Raw genomic sequence first — 21,805 nt, forward strand, 5'->3', positions numbered from 1 at the left:
TGATCTCTACGTGGTGCGCGGCGCGGCCGGGGCCAACGAGCTCTATCGCAAGCGTGGCGACGGTACCTTCGAGGCCGGCGGCGAGCGGGCGGGTGTGGCCCTCAGCGGGGCGCGCAGCGTGGGCCCGGTGTTTGTCGACTTCGATGGCGATGGCTGGCTCGATCTCTTCGTTCCGGCGCTCCTGTGCCCGGACAAATTTGCCTTCTGCGACGATACCCCCGTGCGGCGCACGGCCGCGGTGAAACTGTTCCGCAATCGTGGCGACGGAACCTTCCAAGACGTTACCGAGGCCAGCGGCTTGCGTTTTACGCGCGATTCCTTTTCGGCAGCTTGGGGCGACTACGACCTCGATGGCGACTTGGATTTATTCGTCACCCACTGGGGCGAAAACCGCCCGCCGGGCTCTTCCGAGCATTTGTGGCGGAACAATGGCGATGCCACCTTCACCGATGTCAGCGTCCTGCTCGGCATTTCTGCTGCTTTCGAGTTCGTCAGCGGGGACATCGGCAACCTGAGCTTTGCCGGAAACTTTGCCGATATCGACAGCGACGGTTGGCCGGATTTGCTGGTGACTGGGGATTTCCGCCTGACCAAGGTGTTTCAGAATTTGGCTGGGCAAAGATTCCTGGAGACGACTACAGCGGTTATTTCCGACGAAAACGGCATGGGCGCGGCCGTCGGCGATTACGATAACGTTGGCGATCTCGACTGGTTCGTGTCGTCAATCTGGGATCCCGATCAGGACAACCAAGGGAACAACTGGTATGTCTCTGGCAATCGCTTGTACCGAAACCGGGGCGACGGTTCGTTCGACGATGCGACGGACCTCGCCGGTGTGCGTGCTGGGTATTGGGGTTGGGCCGCGACCTTTGCCGACTTGGACAATGACGGTTGGCTCGACCTTTATCATGTAAACGGTTGGCGCACCGACGACCCTGCCGCTTACGAATTCCATCGCGACCCCGCCGTGCTCTTTCACAATCGTGGCGACGGTGCCTTCGAGGAAATTGCCGAGGGTGTGGGTGCGGCCGACCGTGGTCAGGGATGCGGGTTGGTTGCTTTCGATTATGACCGGGACGGCGATCTGGGTCTTTTTATCGCCAACATTCAAGGCCCTCCGGCGCTGTACCGCAACGAGTTGCCGGCAGAGCGCAGCTTTCTGTCCGTGCGTTTGATCGGAAGAGCCCCGAACAGCGAAGGGATCGGGGCGCGGGTGTGGGTGGAGGCGGCAGGTTCAACAAAAACGCGCGAGCTCCGCGCGGGCACCAACTTCGTCTCGCAGGATCCTGCCGAGGCACACTTCGGGCTGGGCGCGGCAACCGGCGTCGAGCGGCTGCGCGTGCGTTGGCCGAGCGGTGAAGAGCAAGAGTGGGAGGGATTGCCTGCGAATGCCTGGGTCACCGTTTGGCAAGGGGAGGCCGCGCTTGAAATCCGTCAACGCACTGCGGGAAGCTCACCTATCCCCACAGAGCCGATCTCCTTGCCCACGAGCACCCCTCTGCCGACGGCCACTCTAGAGGGGCCGTCCGCGACGGAGACTGCGCTTCGGTCGCCGACTGTCACGCAGACGGCCGCGCCTCCTTCCACAGGCGCAGCATGCCCGGGCGATTGCAGCGGCGATGCCGGGGTGTCCATCGACGAACTCGTCCTTTTGGTTCGCATCGCGCTCAGTGAGGCGGATGGCACGATTTGCGCGCACTTGTTTGCAACCGCCTCGGCCAACGTGACGATCGACTACAGTGCGGGCGGTGAATGCTGCGCTGTTCGGTTGCGCGTGGGAGAGAGCGCTTCAGCGATGAGCCCGGCGGCCACGTGTTCGCAACTCCCGACGTAACCCGGGAGGAGCGAGCGAACCGTTGACGAGACTGCACTCCAAGTGTGCGTTGGTCCGAGCGAGGGTCGCGAAGTGGCCCGCTACCCCCAAAGTTGCCCGCGGCCGCCCCCTCAGCCGCAGGCTCCCCATTTCCCGGCCCTTGCCGGTTCAGCGAGCCTCTCGTTGCCTTCGTGCTCCCGCTCGGACCGCTCTCGTATCTAATCTGCTCAGAGCGGGCGGCAACGCGATTTTGTCACCTGGGGACAAACTTTCTTTCGGCGGCGGCACGTAGCGGAGCAACGCACGTTGCAGCTCTTGCGCCACTCCTTCGCGGAGCCACTGCGGTTCCAACACTTCGGCATAGGCTCCGAGCTGCAAAAGAAAGCGCTTGATCTCCTCGGTGGCTTCGACGGTCAGTTCCACCTCGACTGCACCCGCATCGAGGCGACGGATTTTTTGGCTGGCGTGCAACTGCCGCTCTGCCACCCAGCGCGCGAGTGGCGGGTAGACCCGAAACCGGATTGGCTGCACGTTGGCCTCGCGCCACATACGAAAGGCATCGCGTAGGAAGGTTTTCACGTCGAAGTCGGCGGGCGGGTCGAAGCGACGCTCCGTCAGGCGCACGTTGTCGAACCGGTGCACGGCGAAAACACGGATGGCTTTCCGCAGGTGGCACCAGGCGAAGAGGTACAGCGCTTCGAGTCCCGGGTCGAAGTACAGGCGATAGGGGTCGAGGTCGCGCACCGTTGAGTCGGGCCGGTTCAATCCCGAGTAGACGGCCCGCACGGTGCGGTGCTCTTGAATTGCGGTGCACAAGGTCTCGAGCTTCGGCAGGTGCGGGCGGTAGTCGATGGCACAGGTCGAGCGGGTTTGCAGCAACGCGCGAACGCGCGGAAAGAGTTCGCCTTGGGCGCCGTTGGTGCCCGCCAAGCGCGTGTACAGTTGATCGAAGGCCTTTTCGACTGGTGTGCCGCGTAGCGGCCGCAAGAACTCGCGCGCCACGTGGAGGGACAGCAGTTCATCGGCCTTGAGCGGGAAGGGGAGTTGTGCCTGCCACTGATCGGCCAGTTTCCACCGCCCTTGCGCGGTGCGCTCGATGGGGAAGCCCGCCTTCTTCAATGCGTCGATGTCGCGATACACCGTGCGCAAGCGCAAGCCGTGGCGCTCCGCGAGGAGCTGTGCCGGCAGCCCGCGCGGCGCGCGCACGAGCGCCATGAGCAATTGGTAAATCCGACACACCTGATCACCGCGAGGCATCGCCGGCCTCTTACATTAGGCAATCGCGCTGGAGCAAGCAGAATTCGCGGAGCGAATAGCGAATAGTGAATAGTGAATAGTGAATAGTGAATGAGGAACACCTCGGTTGCCCATGCCGTCGGCACCGGCGCCGCGCGCGTGCCCGTTTTGGCACGCTGGGCCAACGGCATCGTAGGGGCAGCCCTTGTGGCTGCCCCTACGATGCCGGCCACCACGCCGCGACGAAATCTTTCCAGCGAAACGCAACCCGTAGGGGCGACGCATGTGTCGCCCGTGGTGCCGCAGCGCCGTGCCCGGCGGCGCGGGGGGTGCAACTGGCGAGCAGCCAGAGGCAGGTGGGCGGGGCGAGAATCACCCCGTGTAGCCCCACTTGCGCTTGTTCGCTTCCACCTGTTCGGGGGTGGGCTTCGGCTTCTGTTCGTGCTTCTTCACTTGGAACTCGCCGCTGTGCTCGCGGATTTCGTAGTTCAGGGCAATGTCGCTCTTGAAAATTTCCGGAACGGCGGACTCTTCGAAAATCGCTTGCCACGGGCACTCCGGTTCACACGCACCGCAGTCGATGCATTCGTCGGGGTGAATGTACAGCTGGTTCGGGAAGTGCTCGCGATCCGATCCGGTGTATTCGTAAATACAATCCACGGGGCAAACCGACACGCAGGCGGTGTCGACGCAATCGATGCACAACCGGGTGATGATGTACGCCATCCTCTCCTCCTTGAGCTGTTGCGCGGATCAGTGTTCCGCGATTTGTTGTTTCTCTTGCATCCGCGGGACGAGCCCGTGGCGGTCGGCAATGGATTGAATGGTGATCTCTTCGAGATACTGCGCGAGCAACTGTTGTGCGCCGCGCCAAATGTGAATTTGCGTGCACACCGAAGCGAAGCAGCAGGCTTCGTCCTCCTCATTGACGCAACCGATAAGACACAAAGGCCCCTCCAAGCTTTCGTAGACCTCGCGAAGCGTAATCATGCCAGCGGGCTTGCTTAAGCGGAAGCCCCCGTGCGCGCCGGGGACAGAAATGAGCAGGCCGGCCTGCACCAAGTCGCGCAAAATTTTTGATAAGAACGGCGCCGGGATATTTTGTCGGGCTTGAATCTCGCGCCGCGGCACGAAGCGGCCTGCCGGCTGGGCAGCCACGTAGCAGAGCGCACGCACGGCGTAGTCCACCCGCCGCCCCACGTTCATGATGGAGCTACGGTGCGAAAACCGACTGGCGCTCACCTTCGCCTCCGCATTGCTTGTGCATGCTCTCCGCCTCTCGATCCCGTGCGTGTGCGCGTTCAGGGAGAAAACGAAACAACGTCAGTAGCTAAACTTGCGGCCGCCTCCAAGTCAACGGCATCCCAGCGTCACCGCGTCGGCCACGCAGACGGCGTCCACGGTGGCGGCGACATCGTGGGTGCGGATGATCGCTGCGCCGTGAAGCACAGCAACGGCGGCCGCAGCGAGGGATGCTGCGAGGCGTTCGCTGGGGTCGTTGCGTCCGGTAATCTTGCCGAGGAAGGACTTGCGGGACGCACCGACGAGCAGCGGCCGGCCCAAACGGCGAAAGCGTCGCAAGTGGCGGAGGATGGCGAGGTCCACCTCGTACCACGGCAGCCGCGCCAGGCGGTAAAACCCGACGCCGGGGTCGAGCACGATGCGCCGTGTGGGAATGCGGGCGCGGCGGGCGCGGTGCAAACACGCGCGCAGCAGTGTCTCCACCAGCGGCACCGCCGCTTGCCGAGTAGATTTGCGGGGTTGCGCCATGAGGATCACGCCCCGCGCCTGGCGTGCCACTTCCGCCATAGCGGGGTCGGCGCTGAGTCCGCTTACGTCGTTGACGATGTCCGCGCCGTGCTCGAGGGCAGCGGCGGCCACGGCGGCGCGTTGGGTGTCGACTGAAATCGGCAGGGTTACTTCGGCGCGGGCGATTTTCACCGCCTCCACCAAGCGCCGCCGCTCTTCTTCGGCATCGATCCAGCCCTGGCGATAGGGGGCGGTGGACATGGCGCCGAGGTCGACGAAGTGGGCGCCTTCGGCGGCGGCGCGCCGCACCCGCTCGGCGAGCGCGCGGCGGCTCTTGGCCACCGATGCTGCGAAGAACGACTCCGGGCTTACGTTGATGGCGGCCATGATGCGGGTGGGGAAACCGTCGCCGACCTCGACGCCGCCGAGTTCGGCGTAAATGCGCGGGCGCGGGTTACTTGCCTTTCCATTCCGGCTTGCGCTTTTGGGCAAAGGCCATTACTCCTTCCATCAAGTCTTCGGAGCGGAACAACTCGCCGATCATCGAATAAGAGCGGCTCAAAGCTTCCTCCAGCGGCAACCCTTGGCTTTGCAGCGCCACCTGTTTCGTAGTGCGCACCGAAATGGGTGAGCACTCCAGGATTTCGTTCGCCCAACGCTCGGCCGCAGCCCGCAGTTCCGCAGCCGGCACCACTTCGTTCACGATGCCCCAGCGGTGCGCTTCTTGGGCGGTCATGTGTTTGCCCGTGAGCATGTAGCCCATGGCGATTTTCAAGGGCATGTGACGCGGCAGCCGCTGCATGCCGCCGGCGAGCGCGGCCAGGCCCACGCGCGGTTCGGGGAGGCCGAAGCGTGCATGTTCGGCAGCAACAATAATGTCGCAGGCGAGGGCAATTTCGAAACCGCCGCCCAGTGCAAAGCCGTTCACCGCCGCGATTACGGGTTTGAACAAATCGAAACGTGCGGTAATCCCGCCGAAGCCGCCGCTGCCGACCTGAATGTTGGCCATTCCTTGCGAAGCCGAATACTTGAGGTCGTTGCCCGCCGAGAAGGCCTTGTCACCGGCGCCGGTGATGATGGCGACCCAGGCATCGGGGTCGGCGGCAAAATCGTCGAACGCTTTGGAAAGCTCGAGGTTTGCCGGAGGATGCAGTGCGTTCATCACCTCAGGGCGGTTGATGGTGATCCACACGATGCGTCCAGCTTTCTCGTACTTAATGAATTCGAACGGCATGTAATGACTCCTCGTTGCGTTAAGCTCGCGCGCACCCGGCCCGCGGCGGCGGCAGTATGGGCCAATGGCGGCGTCCACTCAAGGCCGGTGCCTGCGTTGCTGCGCAATAACGGCGAGCAGCGAGCGGCGAGCCGCTGAATGGGTGGAGGAGCGCGGTGTTGCGATCGGCGCCACATACACGTTGCGTCTCGAAGGAAGATTCCCCCGGGGGTGGCGGCGCGCTGCCTCCGTCGGGAACGCATGCCGCCACGTCCCGCCGAGATGTTGCGGACGCGACGAGCGGCGTGTGGAGTGCGTGCGCAAACGCCGCCGGGAGGATTTGGCGACACGTGACCGAATGCCGGTGCGGCGTTTGCGCCGCTGTCCCATTGCGCCGCCCTGGGGCGGCGCAACCGGGGAGGCTGGGGGAGGCGGCGACGCGGCGAGCAGCGAGCGGCGAGGGCAAGAGGCCATCGCAGGTAGCGAATGGCGAGCGGTGCAGCATATGCGCGGGCCTCGCCACATCCTCCGCCCCACCGGGGCGCCGCCTGCTGCGGCGCCCCGGCGCGCGACGGGGCGCATGGAGGTGTGGGGCGCCCCTTTACGCGCGCCGGCAACTAGAGCGGTGCCAGCGGCCACCGTGGCATTCTGCTCGAACGGCAGTATCCGTGGCCGCTGCCACCGCACTCCACACGCGCTCCTTCTCCGTCGGGAACGAATGCCGCCACGTCCCGCCGAGATGCGTCCGGCGCGACGAGCGGCGCTACACGCGTTTCGTCTCGAAGAAATATTCCGTCGGGGGGTGGTGGCGTGCTGCCTCCGTCGGGAACGGAAGCCGCCGCGTTCTGCCGAGAGCGCGATCGGACAATCAACCCCCCGGTTGGGTGCGAGCTACGGAACAAGCAAATAGAGCAGGTCGAGGCCGACGAATGAGCCGAGAACCGCGGCAATTACTGCCCAAACGAGCCGGCGACGAGCGCGTGGGGTCATGCAGAGAGTATCTCCCGTACCGTTCGTGCAATATGTTCTGCGGTAAACCCGAACTTTTGCAAATTCACTTCCCCGGGCGCCGAGGCTCCGAAGCGGTGCATGCCGATCACCCGCCCGCGTTCGCCTACCCAACGCTCCCAACCGAAGGGCACGGCTGCCTCCACCGCCACGCGCGCCGTGATGTCCTCCGGCAACACGTGCTGCCGATAGGCGGCTTCCTGCTGGGCAAAGAGTTCCCACGAGGGCATAGAGACGACCCGCACGGGAGTGCCCGCAGCCGCCAGCAGTCGCTGCGCCTCCAGCGCGGGATGCACTTCGGATCCGGTGGCGATGACGATCGCCACCGGCTTTTCGTGCTGCGGCTCGCTCAAAATGTAGGCGCCGCGTTGTAACTCGCTTGCGGGCGCCAAGTGGGTACGGTCGAGCACCGGTAATTTTTGCCGCGATAGGATGAGGGCCACCGGACCTTCCCGATGCCGCATCGCCCAGCGCCACGCTTCGGCGGTTTCGTTGGCGTCGCAAGGGCGAATGACCACTAGGTTGGGAATGGCACGAAGCGCTGCCAAGTGCTCGATGGGCTGGTGAGTGGGCCCGTCTTCGCCCACACCGATGGAGTCGTGCGTCCACACGTAAATCACCGGCAAGTGGCTCATGGCCGCCAAGCGGATCGGCGGTCGCATGTAATCGGAAAATACCAGGAAGGTGGCCACATACGGCCGAACGCCGCCGTGGTAACACAAGCCGTTGGCAATCGCTCCCATGGCGTGCTCGCGCACGCCAAAGTGCAAATTGCGACCGGCGCCGGTCTGCCCGTCGAACGAACTCTCGCCGACGAGTGCGGTGTTGGTGGAGACGGAAAGATCGCCGTCGCCACCCATGAGGAAGTGCACGCGCTGGGCAATGGCGTTGAGCACCTTGCCGCTCGCAACCCGAGTGGCCAGCCCTTCGGTTGCGGGGAACATGGGGATGTCGCGATCCCATTCGAGCGGGAGCTCGCCGCGCAAGGTGCGATGCCATTCTTCGGCTAGCTCCGGATATTCGTGAGCGTAGGCCGTGAAGCGTTCGTCCCACTCTCGTTGCGCCCGCTCGCCTCGCTCGACCGCGGTGCGAAAGTGTGCGAGTGCAGCGTCGGGGACGTAAAAGGTTTTGTTCGGGTCCCAGCCTAACGCCTGCTTGGTGAGCCGCACCTCTTCCTCGCCGAGCGGGCTACCATGCGCGTGATGGGTGCCCGCCTTGTGTGGCGAGCCGTAGCCGAGGGTGGTGTGCACGATGACGAGCGCAGGGCTGGAGGTATCGCTCTCCGCTTCGGTCAAGGCGGCGTCGATGGCAGCCGTGTCGTGATTCCCGTCCGCCACTTCGTACACCCGCCATCCGTAAGCGCGAAAGCGCGCGGCGACGTCCTCCCGAGAGAATGTGAGGCTCGTCGGGCCGTCGAGCGACACTCCATTGCTGTCGTACAGGAAGATCAACTTCCCCAAACGCAAATGGCCGGCGAGCGAAGCCGCTTCGGCACACACGCCTTCCATCATATCGCCGTCCGAGAGGAGAGCATAGGTGCGATGATCGACGATGCAGTGTCCGGGTCGATTGAAGCGATGGGCCAAGACGCGCTCGGCAATCGCCATCCCCACGGCGTTGGCCGCCCCTTGCCCGAGCGGGCCGGTGGTGGCCTCCACACCGGGAGTCAGGCGAAATTCGGGGTGCCCCGGTGTAATGCTGCCCCATTGGCGAAAGGACTGGATATCTTCGAGGCTGACGTCGTAGCCGGTCAGGTAGAGCAAGGCATACAACAGCATGCTCCCGTGGCCGGCGGAAAGGACAAAGCGGTCGCGATCCGGCCACAGCGGGTTGCGCGGGTTGTGCCGCAGGTGATGTTGCCAGAGAACATAGGCCATCGGGGCGGCGCCCAGCGGCATGCCGGGATGGCCGGAGTTGGCCTTTTGCACAGCGTCGATAGCGAGTGTGCGGATACTATTGATGCAAAGCTGTTCCAGATTGCGATCGGTCACTCTCACGCGTGTTCTCCTCGTTGCAGCAAGCGCGGTGGCCAGCGCGGCAGCTAGTCGGCCCCTCTAGCCCAAGCAAGGGAGGCCTGCACCCCCCGAGTCGAACCTGGGCGCCCTCGCACCGCTGCAGGGCTCGACTCGGGGTAAGCCGCACCGGAGCAGGAGCCGCTCGCGAGTACGCGGCTAAATCGCTTCGCTCACGGCGTCCTCGCGTTGCGTCGGCTCCGGCCGTTCTTCGATGGGAATGTAGTGCCGCTCGGGCTCACCGATGTAAATTTGGCGCGGGCGCGTAATTTTCTGCTCGGGGTCGCGCACCATTTCCGCCCACTGCGCCATCCATCCGGAAGTGCGAGGAATGGCGAACAACACTGGGAACATCGTGAGCGGAAAGCCCATGGCCTGGTAAATGATGCCGGAGTAAAAGTCGACGTTCGGGTACAGCTTGCGGCTGACGAAGTAATCGTCTTGCAAGGCGATGCGCTCGAGCTCCAGAGCGATGTCGATCAGCGGGTTCTTGCCCGTGACCTCGAATACCTCGTAGGCAATTTTCTTGATGATTTTCGCCCGCGGGTCGTAGTTCTTGTATACGCGGTGGCCGAAGCCCATCAGGCGCCCTTCGCCGGATTTGAACTTTTTGATGTACTCGGGCACGCGGCTGACCGAACCGATTTCCATCAGCATGCGGATGACCGCCTCGTTGGCGCCGCCGTGCAGCGGCCCGTACAACGCGGCTACCGCCGCGGCCACGGCGGAATACGGGTCGACTTGCGAGCTCGCCACGCTACGTAGCGCATTCGTGGAACAGTTTTGCTCGTGGTCGGCATGGAGGATGAAGAGCACATCCAGCGCCCGCTCGAGCACAGGGTCCGGCTTGTACTTGAGCTCCGTCATCTTCCACAGCATCGACATGAAATTGCCGGTGTAGCTCAAGTCGTTGTCGGGGTAGACGTAGGGGAGCCCGCGCATTTTGCGATAGGCCCAAGCCGCGATCGTGGGAATCTTGCCAATCAGGCGGCGCGTCTGCAGCCGGCGGGATTCGAGGTCGAAGATGTTCTTGGCGTCTGGATAGAACGTCGACATCGCACCGATGGTCCCGACCAAGATTCCCATCGGGTGCGCGTCGTACCGAAAGCCTTCGATGAAGGTCTTGATGTTTTCGTGCACCATCGTGTGATTGGTGATGTTTTGCCGCCACGCGGCAAAGTGCTTGGCGTCGGGGAGCTCGCCCTTCACGATGAGGTAGGCGGTCTCCAAGTAGTTGCTCTTCTCCGCCAGCTCTTCGATCGGGTACCCGCGATACCGCAGAATCCCTTTTTCGCCGTCGATAAAGGTGATCCGACTTTTGCACGTGGCCGTGTTTGTCAGCGCGGGGTCGTACGACAATAAGCCCGGATCGTCGTCGTTCACCTTGATTTGTTTGAGATCGGCGGCACGAATGGCGTTGTGCTCAATGGGAATTTCGTACTGCTTGCCAGTGCGATTATCGATGATCGTGAGCGTGTTCTTTCCTGTCATGGCGCCACACCTCCTCTCTGCCGCATTATGGCTGGATGGGCGCAACGTGCAATGCGCCGCCGGTGAGTTTCTGCGCTCGTGGAAACGGGCCCCCGAGACTTGCACGGCCCGCCGCCTTCAGCGTAGGGCGAAGCCATGAGGCAGCAGTATTCATGGATTTTGCCCGTGCTCACGCTCGCTTGCGCGGCACTAGCCGCGGGCTGTGGCGACGACGGCGAGCCGGCCGGTGGCAAAGGCGGCTTGCGGCGCTTCGATGCGCAAGTGGAAGCCGTGCTCCGACAAATGACGCTGGAGGAAAAGGCGGGGCAGATGACGCAAGCGGAGATCGACAAGCTTGCCAGTCTCGACGACATCCCCGCATTCGCCTTGGGCTCGTTGCTCAACGGCGGCGATGCCGACCCACCCGACGGCAACAGCGTGCAAGCCTGGGCCCGCATGTACGACGAGGCGCAGCGCGCTGCTTTGCGAAGCCGCTTGCGGATCCCACTGCTGTATGGCGTCGATGCCGTGCACGGTCACAGCAACGTGGTCGGAGCGGTGATCTTTCCGCACAACATCGGCCTCGGCTGCACGCGCAATGAAGAGCTCGTCGAAGAAATTGCTCACGTCACTGCTCGCGAAATGCGGGCCACCGGCTTGCACTGGACCTTCGCTCCCACGGTGGCGGTAGCGCGCGACGAGCGTTGGGGGCGCACCTACGAGAGCTTTTCCGAGGATCCGGAGCTGGTAGCGCGGCTCGGCGCCGCGGCGGTGCGCGGATTCCAACGCGGCGGGCTCCGCGAGCGCGAGGCAGTGCTGGCAACGGCAAAGCACTTTCTTGCCGATGGCGGCACGGCGTTCGGCTCCTCTACGCCTCCGCTCATGCTTATCGACCAAGGCGATGCCCGAATTGCAGAGAGCGAGCTGCGCGCCATCCACTTGCTCCCGTATCGCCGTGCGATCGCGGCAGGGGCGGCGTCCATCATGGCTTCTTACAGCAGTTGGAACGGCACCAAGATGCACGCCAACCGCTATTTGCTCACGGAACTCCTCAAGAACGAGCTCGGCTTTGACGGTTTCGTGATCTCGGATTACCTCGCGATCGACCAACTGAATCCCGATTACAAAGAAGCGGTTCGGCAAGCGATCACCGCCGGCATCGACATGGGCATGGTGGCGCACCGCTACCGCGACTTCATCACCGCCCTGCTGGCACTGGTGCGGGAAGGTGCCATTGGCGAGGATCGCATCGAGGACGCAGTGCGGCGCATCTTGCGGGTAAAAGCGGCGATGGGCTTGCTGAACGCTACTCCTGCGCTGTGGTCGAACGCGGAATTGCAGGAGTATGTCGGCTCGGCGGAGCATCGGGCGCTGGCTCGACGAGCAGTGCGCGAGTCCGTAGTGCTGTTGAAAAACGAGCGCTCCCTGCTGCCGCTTTCGAAGTCGGCGCGACGCATTCACGTCGCCGGAGTGCACGCCGACAATCTGGGATATCAGTGCGGTGGTTGGACGATCGCATGGCGGGGAGGGAGCGGGCGGATTACCGAGGGGACCACGATTTTGGAAGGAATTAGAGCCATAGTGTCGCCGGCAACGGAGGTGACGTACTCGCTGGACGGCAGTGGCGCCGCCGGGGCCGATGTGGCCATTGTCGCCATTGGCGAACGGCCATACGCCGAGTACACCGGCGATCGGGCAGACCTTGCCCTCGAGCCGAGGCAAGTGGAGCTAGTGCGCACGGTGGCGCAGGCAGGCGCGCCGGTGGTGGTGGTTTTAGTGACCGGAAGGCCTCTCATTTTGGGCGAGGTGCTCTCGCTTGCGGATGCATTGTTGGTCGTATGGCTTCCGGGTACCGAAGGGCAGGGCGTGGCCGACGTGCTGTTCGGCGACTTCGCTCCGGTGGGGAAGCTTTCGTTTTCATGGCCGCGTTCGATAGAGCAAATTCCCATCAATGTGGGCGACGCCGTGTACGACCCGCTGTTTCCCTTCGGTTACGGACTCGTGTACTCGAGGTAAGGTTGGCGCACCGCAGCCGGTGGCAACGTTGCCGCCATATCCAAAGTGGGTATTTCCCTCTTGCTTGGTGAGGGAACCATATCGCCAGCAATGGAAACTTGCGGCAAATTGGGCCAAAGTGACGGCCGTATGCAGGGACAGAAAGTGACGCCAAGCGAGGCCGCTCCGGCTGCCCAGCCAGGGCAGGCGGGCATCTCTGCGGAGCTCGCGCAGTTCTTGGAGGCGGTCCGGGCACCGCTGCGCTTCCTCGCGCAAGCCTCGCCTGAGGTGGCGTCACGCACGGAGTTTCCAGCGGCAGAGCTTGCCCAACAAGGGCGGGCCTTGCTGTCGGGCTTGGCGACCGCGGCGCAACGCGGCGCGTTGGCAGCCTTGTGCGCGGCACTGGAGCGAGTTTACGCGGTGCCCGCGAGTGAGCGGGGCGCCATGATTGCCCGTTGCCGAGCTGAACTCGGGGCCTTGGAGACGGCGCTTGCGGCACCGCCCGCCGACGTGGCCTACCGGCGCTTCACTGGCAACCTAGAACGCAGCTTCGAGTTGCTGTCCCGTCCGGTGCAGTTCCTGAAAGGCGTGGGGCCGCAGCGCGCGCAAGACTTGCAGCGCTTCGGCATCGAGACGGTGGAAGACCTCCTCTACCACTTGCCGTTCCGGTACGAAGACCGGCGCACCGTCACCCCGATTCGCGCGTTGCGAATCGGAGAAACGGCCACGGTGGTGGGCGAGCTGGTGTCGCTACAAGAGCGTTTCGTCGGGCGGGTCCAACGCCATGTTCTGCAAGGCGTGTTGCGCGATGCCACCGGCTCGCTCGCACTGGTGTGGTTCCACCAGCTCCCGTTCTTTAAGAACAACCTGGTGGTGGGCGAACGCTACCGCGTGTACGGCCGGGTGGAGGGCAGCTACCGCTTCACGCTGCAGATGGCGCATCCAGACGTGGAGGCGGAAAGCGTGGCCGCCAAGCAGCAATCGCGCGTACTGCCGGTGTACCAAAAGCCCGGACGCATGGCGCTCACCACAATGCGGCGCATTGTGCAGCAGGCAGTGCAAGATTTTGCTTCCTACCTCCCGAGCGTGCTTCCGGCTGAGCTCGTGGCCGAGATGGGTGTGATGGATTTGACGGCGGCGATGGAGCAACTCCACCTGCCCGACAACAACGCCGATGTAGAAGCCCTCAACCTGTTTCGTTCGCTCGCGCACCGCTCGCTCGTCTTCGATGAACTCTTTTTTCTGCAGCTCGGCATGCAACTGCGGCGCCGCTCGGTGGAAAAAGAGAAGAGTCTCGTGTTCGACGACGGCGGGGCACTCGCGCAAGATTTCTTGCGCCGGCTGCCGTTTGCTCTGACCGCCGCACAACAACGGGTGATTCGCGAAATCACCAGCGATCTCCAGCGCGGCCACCCCATGCACCGGCTCGTGCAGGGCGATGTGGGAAGCGGCAAAACCGTGGTTGCGCTCTACGCCGCGCTGGTGGCGATTGCCAACGGAGCGCAGTGCGCGTTCATGGCGCCGACGGAGCTTTTGGCGGAGCAGCATTATCGAACGATCACCCGGCTTGCCGAGGGGCTGCCGGTGCGCGTGGCGTTGCTCACCGGGGCGGTGCGCCGCCGCGAGCGCGAGCCCCTGCTGCGCGAGATTGCTGCCGGCGACATTCACCTGGTGGTGGGAACGCATGCGCTCATCCAGGAGGGGGTGCGCTTTGCCAACTTGGGCCTCGGGGTGATCGACGAGCAGCATCGCTTTGGTGTTTTGCAACGCGCGGCATTGCACCGCCTGGGGTGCCGTGGCGAGGCGAGCCCGCACATCCTGCTCATGACTGCAACGCCGATTCCGCGCACGCTGACGATGACCTTGTACGGCGATCTCGATGTGTCCCTCCTCGATGAACTGCCCCCCGGACGGAAACCGGTGCAGACGTTTTTGCGCGGCGAGGCCGAGCGTGCGGAGGTGTATGCGCTGGTCAAGCGCGAGCTCGACCGCGGGCGGCAAGCGTACATCGTCTACCCGCTTGTGGAGGGGGGTGACGACTCGGAACTGCGCGACGCCACGACCATGGCCAAGGAGCTCGCGCGCACGGTGTTCCAGGGCTACCGCGTGGGCCTCGTGCATGGCCGCATGAAACCGGCGGAAAAGGATGCTGTGATGCGCCGCTTTCAGGCGGGCGAGGTGCAGTTGCTCGTGAGCACGACGGTGATCGAAGTGGGCATCGATGTGCCCAATGCTACCGTGATGGTGGTGGAGCACGCCGAGCGGTTCGGATTGTCGCAGTTGCATCAGTTGCGTGGCCGGGTGGGGCGCGGTGCAGACGAATCCTATTGCATCCTATTGGCATCGTACCGCCGTGGCGACGACACCGAGCGGCGCCTGCAAGCGATGAAAATTACCGACGGCTTTCAGATTGCCGAGATCGACTTGGAGCTGCGCGGCCCCGGGGAGCTGCTCGGGACGCGACAAGCCGGGGTGCCGGATTTTCGCGTGGCGAACGTCGTGCGCGATCGCGTCGTGCTCGAACAAGCGCGGGCAGCAGCGGAGCAGTGGCTGGCGAAGGACCCGGAATTGCGCTTGCCGGAATCGCGCCTTTTGCGGGCGGTGCTTAAACACCGCTGGGCGGACCGCTTGGAGTTGGCGCAAATCGGCTGAGCCGAGGGATGGGGCGGTGGTGAGGAAGAGCGTGCGGGTGGGTGCCGGAGTGTGGGTTTGCTGGGTGCTGCTGTCGATCGGTTTGGGGTTGCTCCTCGCCGCTCGGGCAAAGGCCGAAACTGCAGTCGAGCGCGGGCGCGTGCTCTTCGCCCTTGCTGGAGGATGCGGCTGCCACACCAGCAAGGACGGGCCCGTGGGCGCGGGGGGAGGCGAGGTGCCGACGCCATTCGGGAAGTTCTACGGAACGAACATCACGCCTGACCCGGAAACCGGAATCGGCAAGTGGAGCGACCAGGAAATCATTGCCGCTATCCGCGACGGGGTCGCGCGCGGGAAGGGGGTCGAGTCGCCAGCGATGCCGTACTACTGGTATGCAGGCATGAGCGACGAGGATGTGCGCGCGCTGGTGGCTTACCTGCGTAGCCTGCCCGCGGTGCGCCAGCCGAATCGGCCGCATGAGGGAGAACCCCCGTTTGCACGGCTCGCTTATCGCGCGTGGCGTGCACTCTGGGCGCCGCGCTTTCGCCCAGCGCCGGTGCGTCCCTCCGATCCAGTGGAGCGTGGGCGTTACTTCGTCGACCACGTTTCCCTTTGTGCCGATTGTCATACCCCGAGGAACTTCGTCGGGGCAATCCGCTTCGACTTGTATCTGGCCGGCACAGAGGCCGGTCCGGGTGGAACGCACGTGCCCAACATCACCCCGCATGAAACTGGAATTGGTTCTTGGGACGAGGACGACATCGTGAACCTGTTGCGCACCGGCTTCACGCCGGAGTTCGACAACGTACAAGGTTGGATGGCGGAGGTGGTGGAGGGCAAGGCTGGCGGCCCGGGCTACCGCGATGCACCGGAAGAAGAGCTGCGGGCAATTGCGCGGTATTTGCGGCAAGTGCGGCCGATTGCGCATCGGGTGGAGCGGGACTGACTGCCCCACTGGCGCACTTTCTCAGTTGACCAAGGGCGGGGGTTCACGTAAGCGCTCGCCCCTGAAGGAGGAGTCGATGCGGGAATGGATCGTTTTTCTGGTGGCAACGGGAGTTGCCGGGCTCGTGTGGGCCCACGAGAACAAGGAGCCGCTCCCAGAAGGACCTATTCGCGAGCGCCATGAATTGATGGAGCAAATCGGGGATCAGGCCAAGATCATTGGGGACGCGTTGAAAGCGGGGAAACTCGATCCGGTCGGTCCGGCCGCTGCGAAGATCGCAGAAGAAGCGGGCAAGGCGTTGCCTTTGTTCCCGGAAGGCAGCACGCATCCGCGCTCGCGGGCAAAAGCGGAGATTTGGCAGCAGTGGCCGGAGTTCGAAAAACTCATGAAGCAACTCGTGGCCGACGCCAAGGCCACGGCTGAGGCAGCTGCTGGGGGCGGCGACGTGAAAGCCGCGGCCAACAAAATGTTCGGGAACTGCAAGAGCTGCCACGATCGCTTCCGCTTACCGGAAAAGAAGTAAGCGGCGCCATTCTCTTGCAGGGGTTCGGCGGCTGTGTTAGCCGAACGCGCTCGCACGGTAGTGTTCCCCGGTAGCTCAGTCGGTAGAGCGGTCGGCTGTTAACCGATTGGTCGCTGGTTCGAATCCGGCCCGGGGAGCTTCCTCTTGAACGGCACCAACGAGGGCTGGCGGGTCCGATGAGTTCCCCCGGTCGCTCCGCTTGCGCGAAGTGTCCCGCTCCGCCGCAGCCGCCATCGGCGCTGGCAGGCCGCCCGCCGAGCGTGTTCGCCCGGCGACCACAAGCCGAGGCGGAGAGTCTACGAGGCACAGCTAGTCTTTGAGCCGGAGCCAGCCGATTGGTCGCGGCCGTTCCGCACAAATCCGGCACCGGTCGGCATAAAGCGTTGCGTGAGCTCGCGGACTCGAAAAGATGGCGCGGTGCTTTGGGCGCCGTGAAGAGGTTAGGTGTTGATGTAAGTCGTCCAACGCGTGAGGGCCAGAAGAAATGAGAAGCATGGTGCTCGCCAGACTTGGCCTTTAGCCAAACGGGTGTCCGTTCCTCGTTGCGCTTGCTGCGGCGCAACGGAATGGACTCGGATGGCGCGGTCTCTCGCGGCACGCGGCAGAAAAAACTTAGAGAGTGCGCTCGATCGTTAGCCAGCCCGCGTCAGGGGCGATGCGCTGACCGAACAGCCGGTTGCGCCGCCGCCCGCACGAAGAGAAGGAGGTCCGTCACGACCAGGTGGACTTGGGCGGTGTCCCCCACTCTCGCCGTTGTCGCTGTGATGTGGTCGCGTCCGCGGGCAACCCACGTGTGAGAAACCAGGGTGCAATGCTGACCCCAGCACAGTTGTCTGCCGGCCAAAGGCAGCGAATTCGATGCTCGACAAGCTCGTTGTGCTGGCCGGCAACGATGAGGCGTCGATCTACAACGTCCTCGAAGAGTTTCTCGAAGATAAGCTCTCCGTTGATCGCAACGCCAAAGCGTCCAGCGGCGAGGGTTCAGGGCCCGCGGGAGCGGAAATACGAGCCGCAGATGATCCGCGGCGTGGGGCGCAGCATCGCATTCGTGGCAATCGGGAGAAGGTGATCAGCATCCTGATGAAGGTCTGGGTTCGCCCCCTGCGCGACCTGTATCCCCCGCAGCGGGAAGGCCTCGATCTTGTCTCATGGCTTCCGCGCCAGGGGCGGATCGCTGTGCACTGGGGCATGGTGATGGCGGTTTACCCGTTTTGGGCGGGTCGCGGCGCACGTCGGACGGTTGCTCAGGCTCCAGGGAACGGCAAGCCATGCCCAGGTGCGCCGCCGTGTGATGGAGCAATATGGCCAGCGGCCAACCGTGAAGGATGCGGTGCGGGGGGTTTTGCGCTCGATGGTCGACTGGGGTGTCCTGAACGACGCCAAGACGGCAGGCGCGCGAGGTGGGGACGGCACGTACGTTGCCGGCCTTTCACTGCCCATCGCGGCTGCAGAACTCATCGCGTGGTAGGCTTCGGCGTTCTTGCACGCTCAGCCCGGCGGTTCCGTGCCTCTCGGAGCAGTGCTCGGCTCCACGAGCTTATTTCCGTTTTGCCTGAGCCCGTTTTCCGCGTATCAGTTAGCTGCGGTTTCTGGTCGGCTCGAGGTGCTACGGCAAGGTCTCGATGAGGACTTGCTCATCCTCCGCACGGTTGAGCTTCCGTTCGGGAATGGAGGCGAGTCCCAAAGCTCGCTTCGTTCGCATCGCCAAAACGTCGCGCGATTCCGCCTCTGAGTGGCGCCTGGGTCCCTAGCACTCCGCACAGGGGATCCCGTTGATTTGGGCGGAGCCGCCCATGGCTCTGTCGTGCCGATCCGGGTCGCCCCTCTGCGCTTCGATCCGCGGAGTGAGTTGGTGAATTCCGGGTCGAGGTGGTCGGGCGGCGATTCGCTGGAAAGGCATCCTCCCGCGCTGGCGAGTTGGATCGGTATCCCGATCACTCTTATGGCACAAAGCGGACCTTGCGTCGGGCCGCGGCGGCTACCTCGCTTCGCTGGAAGCGGAAGGTGAATGTGTCGCCGTTGATCCAGGCGCCGACCCAGTCGCCAAAGTGAATGTCCGGCTGGATGCGGTTGAAGCGATTGTCGTCTGCCGTGCCGCCCGGGTCGCCATTGTTGCCGCCGGGCAAGACGTTGTGGGCACGGATGCCGCGCGGGTCGAGCTCCACCACGAAACGCATCGAGGCGCCGCCGGAGAACTCGAAATTGTCGCTGTTCAGGCTGAACCCGCCTGGATTGACGGTTTCGCGGAAGCCGGGGGCCGGGAACGGGCCGAGATCGAAAATGTTCAAGCCCGCTTGACCCAAGAAGTGCTGGAACCGCACTCGATGAATTTTGCCCCACAGCCATTGCTCCTGAGCGTCGGTGGAAAACTTCTCCTGCAAGAACGTGAGTCCGTCGCGCAGTGCCTGAAGCAAAATTTCGTCGCGAGTTTCGCGCTGCGGGGTGTTGCGGTTGTCCCAGAGAAAACTTTCTCCGCTGGCATCCTTGGTGTGAACGACGAAGCCGGGGTCGGTGCGGTCTTGGTCTTCGAGGAGGTGGAGCAACGCGCGGGTGGCGTCATCGCCTCCTGGCGTGCCGATGCCGGTGCCGGCAAAGTCGTCCGCGAACGTCAGCCGGCTCAGGCGGGTGAGAAAGCCGGCAAAGATCGACGCAGCCGCAGCATCGGCTTTTTCCTCGTCGGACACGGGTTGAGCGCGGTGGCCTAAGTCGGTGCGCTCGTCTGCAGCATCCACGCCGGGCGGTGTGTCGAACGGCGGGGATCCGGGTCGCTCCTCGCCCCAGCGGCGTAGCCGCTCCAACGCCTCTGCCATCGCGGGCGTGACTAGATCCGGCCGCCGCTCCGCGGCAGCAAACAGAAATGGCAGAAAGCGCGCGGCTTCTTTCGAGCTGTGGTCGAATTGAAAGCGCGCCATGTCCTCCAAAGTCAGTTTTCCTCCTCCCGGGCGGGTGATGGCCGCTGTCAGAAGTTCCGTCGCTCGTTGTGCCCGGAAGCCATTGGCAAACTGAGGTGCCAGGTAGACGCTGTCGTTCAACGGATCGTTGTCCAGCGTGCCGCCGATTTGGTCGTTGTTGGCGGTGACCAAGAAGCCGCTGTCGGGGTTGACGGCCTGCGGGATCTTCTCGCTCGGGAGCCAGAGCGTTCTCCCGAGGTCATCACTCAGCCACTCGGCCTCTCCCGTGCCCGGCACGGGGAGGTACGGGACGATGCCAGGCGGCCGCTGCGGGATGAGCACCTGAGTGGAGTAGGCGATGTTCCCTTGGGTATCCGCCCAAATCCAGTTCTGCGCGCCGACACCGAAGTTGCGCAGCGCATTGCGGAAGTCGTTCACCGAACGGGCGCGCTGCAGGTCGAACAAGAAGCGCGCATCGTTGGTGATCTCGTGGCCGGTCCAACGCACGGTCATTCCGGTTGCAGCCAAGCCTACGGCACTGTCGTTTAGGTCGGGGTCGGCCACATTCGGACCGTGATGCGGCACGACCTCGATCGGCAGCAGGAAGGGTTGCGGACGTCCGCGCACTTGGATGGGTTCGTCCACCCGCAGCACGGGAACCCGCTGCCCCCTGAATCGCACCGTGCGCGGTGAAGCCGGGTAATCGGGGGGAGTTTCGAAGTCCTCGACATAGAGGTCGGTCACGTCATATCCGGCAGTTGTCGCTCCCCACGCACCATGACGATTGTGGCCGAGAATGACTCCAGGGAGCCCGGGGAAAATCACGCCGATGACATCCTCTTGGGTGTCGGCAATCGAGAGATGCAGCATGTGCCACACAGGAGGATTGAACAGGGCGAGGTGCGGATCGTTGGCCAGCAAGGCGTGGCCGTTCTGGGTGTGACGTGGTGCGACAATCCAGTTGTTGCTGCCCGCGCCGCGGCTGCGCGTACCGAAGGGCAAATTCGACGCGAGCTCGTCGAACATTCCCGTCAGGTCTTCGAGAATCTTCGGAGGCACGACAAATAGCGAGCCCGAGCTCGTGTCCCCGCGGATCCGATTTGCGCGCGCAGTGCGCGGTGGAAGAACCGTTGTGGGCGCGGCAGGGGCAAAGCGAAAGACGTCGCGGAACACCGCATCCGCAAGACTTTGCTGCGCGCGCGCCCACTGGATTTCGTCGCCTGAGGAATCGGACAGGCTGAATGCTTGCAAACGCGCGACGGCGAGCGTGTCCGCCGGTTCCCAAGGGGCGAGCTGCTCGGCGGTAAAGCCGAGGACGCCGACCAACGTGTACTCGGGTGGCAAGTGCGCACCGTTGCGGCCGTGTTTGAGATCGTCCAACCATGCGTTCACGCCTGCGGAGTATGCCTCGATCAAGCTTGCGACCTCGGGGTCAATCGCTTGCACGTGTTCCCAGAGCGCCCGGTGGAGTCGGCGCCCATCGCGGGTGGTGAAAAAGGTTCGCATTTGAACATCGGTGGAGAGTGACAGACGGCCGAAGAGCTCGCTCAAACGCCCGGTGGCAAAGCGGCGGATGACGTCCATCTCCCAGAAGCGCGCTTGCGCGGTGACGTAGCCTTGCACGTACACCGCCGCCGTGAAGTTCGGGGCGTAAATGTGCGGCATTCCGAGGTCATCGAAGACCACGTCAACCGTGCCGGGAAGCCCGTTCAAAGCGATTGTTTGCGCGACGGGCAAGGCAGCGATTGGGTCGGCGCTTTGTTCCCCATCGTCACCGCAGCCAGAACATGCGAGTGCAATCAGCAGCGCAGCAACGGGCAAACTCCAGGTGCCTTTCCCGCGAATCTTCCCATTCCACATGCTTGAGCTCACTCGCTGCCCTTAATCAGCGAAGAGAAAATTTGGCAAGCCACGCTTGCTGTGGAAACCGCGATTGACGCGCGAAGGAGGCGCGTGGTAGCCAGGTGCTATGGCGCCACGAGCACAAGACAATCCGAAACCACCAAAGGCTTACGAAGAATTTGTCCGACGCTTTCCGAAACTCGGTGAAGCGTGGGAAGCGATTGCCGAGGCGGGCAACGATGGGCCGCTCGAGGAACAAACGCGGCGGCTGGTGAAGCTTGCGGTAGCGATCGGCGCCATGCGTGAGGAGGCCGTACGCGCGAGTGTGCGCAAGGCGCGCGCTGCGGGGATTGACATGCGAGCACTCGAGCAAGTGATCGCGCTGGCCGCGGGCACGATTGGCTTGCCTGCAGCGGTAGCCGCCTTTACCTGGCTCGAGCAAGCTGAGGACTGAGCCACGAGCAACTAGCGCCGAG

At 63.8% G+C, this 21,805-nt stretch carries 15 protein-coding genes and 1 tRNA gene; 8 read left to right on the forward strand and 8 right to left on the reverse strand.

All coding sequences use genetic code 11. From position 1 onward, the window contains the following. Positions 1-10: 10 nt before the first annotated feature. A complete protein-coding gene (locus tag N3C12_16070; GenBank protein ID MCX8073932.1) occupies positions 11-1,834 on the forward strand; it encodes a CRTAC1 family protein in 1,824 nt (607 codons plus the stop codon). Between the two features lie 147 nt (positions 1,835-1,981). On the opposite strand, the gene N3C12_16075 is transcribed toward N3C12_16070, so the two are convergent. The 7 genes from N3C12_16075 to N3C12_16105 form a co-directional block, all read right to left on the reverse strand. Continuing rightward, positions 1,982-3,070 carry a transcriptional regulator gene (locus N3C12_16075; GenBank protein ID MCX8073933.1) on the reverse strand — a complete coding sequence of 363 codons (1,089 nt, stop codon included), beginning with the start codon at positions 3,068-3,070 and terminating at the stop codon, positions 1,982-1,984. A gap of 351 nt (positions 3,071-3,421) precedes the next feature. Continuing rightward, positions 3,422-3,775, reverse strand: a complete 354-nt coding sequence (locus N3C12_16080) for a ferredoxin family protein (GenBank protein ID MCX8073934.1) — start codon at positions 3,773-3,775, stop codon at positions 3,422-3,424. Between the two features lie 27 nt (positions 3,776-3,802). After that, entirely contained in the window at positions 3,803-4,291 is a 489-nt protein-coding gene (locus tag N3C12_16085; protein ID MCX8073935.1) for an Rrf2 family transcriptional regulator, read from the reverse strand. Positions 4,292-4,402: 111 nt separating this feature from the next. Next, the gene (gene folP, locus N3C12_16090; GenBank protein MCX8073936.1) at positions 4,403-5,290 is read right to left on the reverse strand and encodes a dihydropteroate synthase; all 888 of its coding nucleotides are present in this window, start codon (positions 5,288-5,290) and stop codon (positions 4,403-4,405) included. Then, positions 5,253-6,032 carry an enoyl-CoA hydratase-related protein gene (locus tag N3C12_16095; protein MCX8073937.1) on the reverse strand — a complete coding sequence of 260 codons (780 nt, stop codon included), beginning with the start codon at positions 6,030-6,032 and terminating at the stop codon, positions 5,253-5,255. Before N3C12_16095 ends, folP begins: the two co-directional genes overlap by 38 nt. Before the next feature lie 965 nt (positions 6,033-6,997). Next, on the reverse strand, positions 6,998-9,010 hold the full coding sequence (gene tkt, locus N3C12_16100; GenBank protein ID MCX8073938.1) for a transketolase: 2,013 nt from the start codon (positions 9,008-9,010) through the stop codon (positions 6,998-7,000). A 180-nt stretch (positions 9,011-9,190) separates the two neighbouring features. Then, positions 9,191-10,522, reverse strand: a complete 1,332-nt coding sequence (locus tag N3C12_16105; GenBank protein ID MCX8073939.1) for a citrate synthase — start codon at positions 10,520-10,522, stop codon at positions 9,191-9,193. Positions 10,523-10,657: 135 nt separating this feature from the next. Here N3C12_16105 and N3C12_16110 point away from each other — a divergent pair, with 135 nt between their 5' ends. The 6 genes from N3C12_16110 (at position 10,658) to N3C12_16135 (ending at position 18,064) form a co-directional block, all read left to right on the forward strand. Beyond that, positions 10,658-12,517 (forward strand): glycoside hydrolase family 3 C-terminal domain-containing protein, encoded by a 1,860-nt coding sequence (locus N3C12_16110; GenBank protein ID MCX8073940.1) that lies wholly within the window; start codon positions 10,658-10,660, stop codon positions 12,515-12,517. A gap of 129 nt (positions 12,518-12,646) precedes the next feature. Further along, positions 12,647-15,148, forward strand: a complete 2,502-nt coding sequence (gene recG / locus N3C12_16115; protein MCX8073941.1) for an ATP-dependent DNA helicase RecG — start codon at positions 12,647-12,649, stop codon at positions 15,146-15,148. Between the two features lie 16 nt (positions 15,149-15,164). After that, positions 15,165-16,073, forward strand: a complete 909-nt coding sequence (locus N3C12_16120; protein MCX8073942.1) for a cytochrome c — start codon at positions 15,165-15,167, stop codon at positions 16,071-16,073. A 76-nt stretch (positions 16,074-16,149) separates the two neighbouring features. Then, positions 16,150-16,596, forward strand: coding sequence for a cytochrome c (locus N3C12_16125; GenBank protein ID MCX8073943.1), 447 nt, complete (start codon positions 16,150-16,152; stop codon positions 16,594-16,596). 64 nt (positions 16,597-16,660) lie between these two features. Next, positions 16,661-16,733: transfer RNA gene (locus tag N3C12_16130), tRNA-Asn, on the forward strand. A gap of 1,151 nt (positions 16,734-17,884) precedes the next feature. Continuing rightward, positions 17,885-18,064 (forward strand): hypothetical protein, encoded by a 180-nt coding sequence (locus N3C12_16135; GenBank protein MCX8073944.1) that lies wholly within the window; start codon positions 17,885-17,887, stop codon positions 18,062-18,064. Positions 18,065-18,536: 472 nt separating this feature from the next. Here the strand turns inward: N3C12_16135 and N3C12_16140 are convergent, their stop codons facing one another. Next, entirely contained in the window at positions 18,537-21,347 is a 2,811-nt protein-coding gene (locus N3C12_16140; GenBank protein MCX8073945.1) for a penicillin acylase family protein, read from the reverse strand. A gap of 109 nt (positions 21,348-21,456) precedes the next feature. Here N3C12_16140 and N3C12_16145 point away from each other — a divergent pair, with 109 nt between their 5' ends. After that, complete coding sequence (locus N3C12_16145) at positions 21,457-21,783, forward strand: carboxymuconolactone decarboxylase family protein (GenBank protein ID MCX8073946.1); 327 nt, start codon at positions 21,457-21,459, stop codon at positions 21,781-21,783. Positions 21,784-21,805 lie beyond the last annotated feature (22 nt).

This window comes from Candidatus Binatia bacterium (assembly GCA_026415395.1).
Lineage (GTDB): Bacteria > Desulfobacterota > Binatia > HRBIN30 > HRBIN30 > HRBIN30.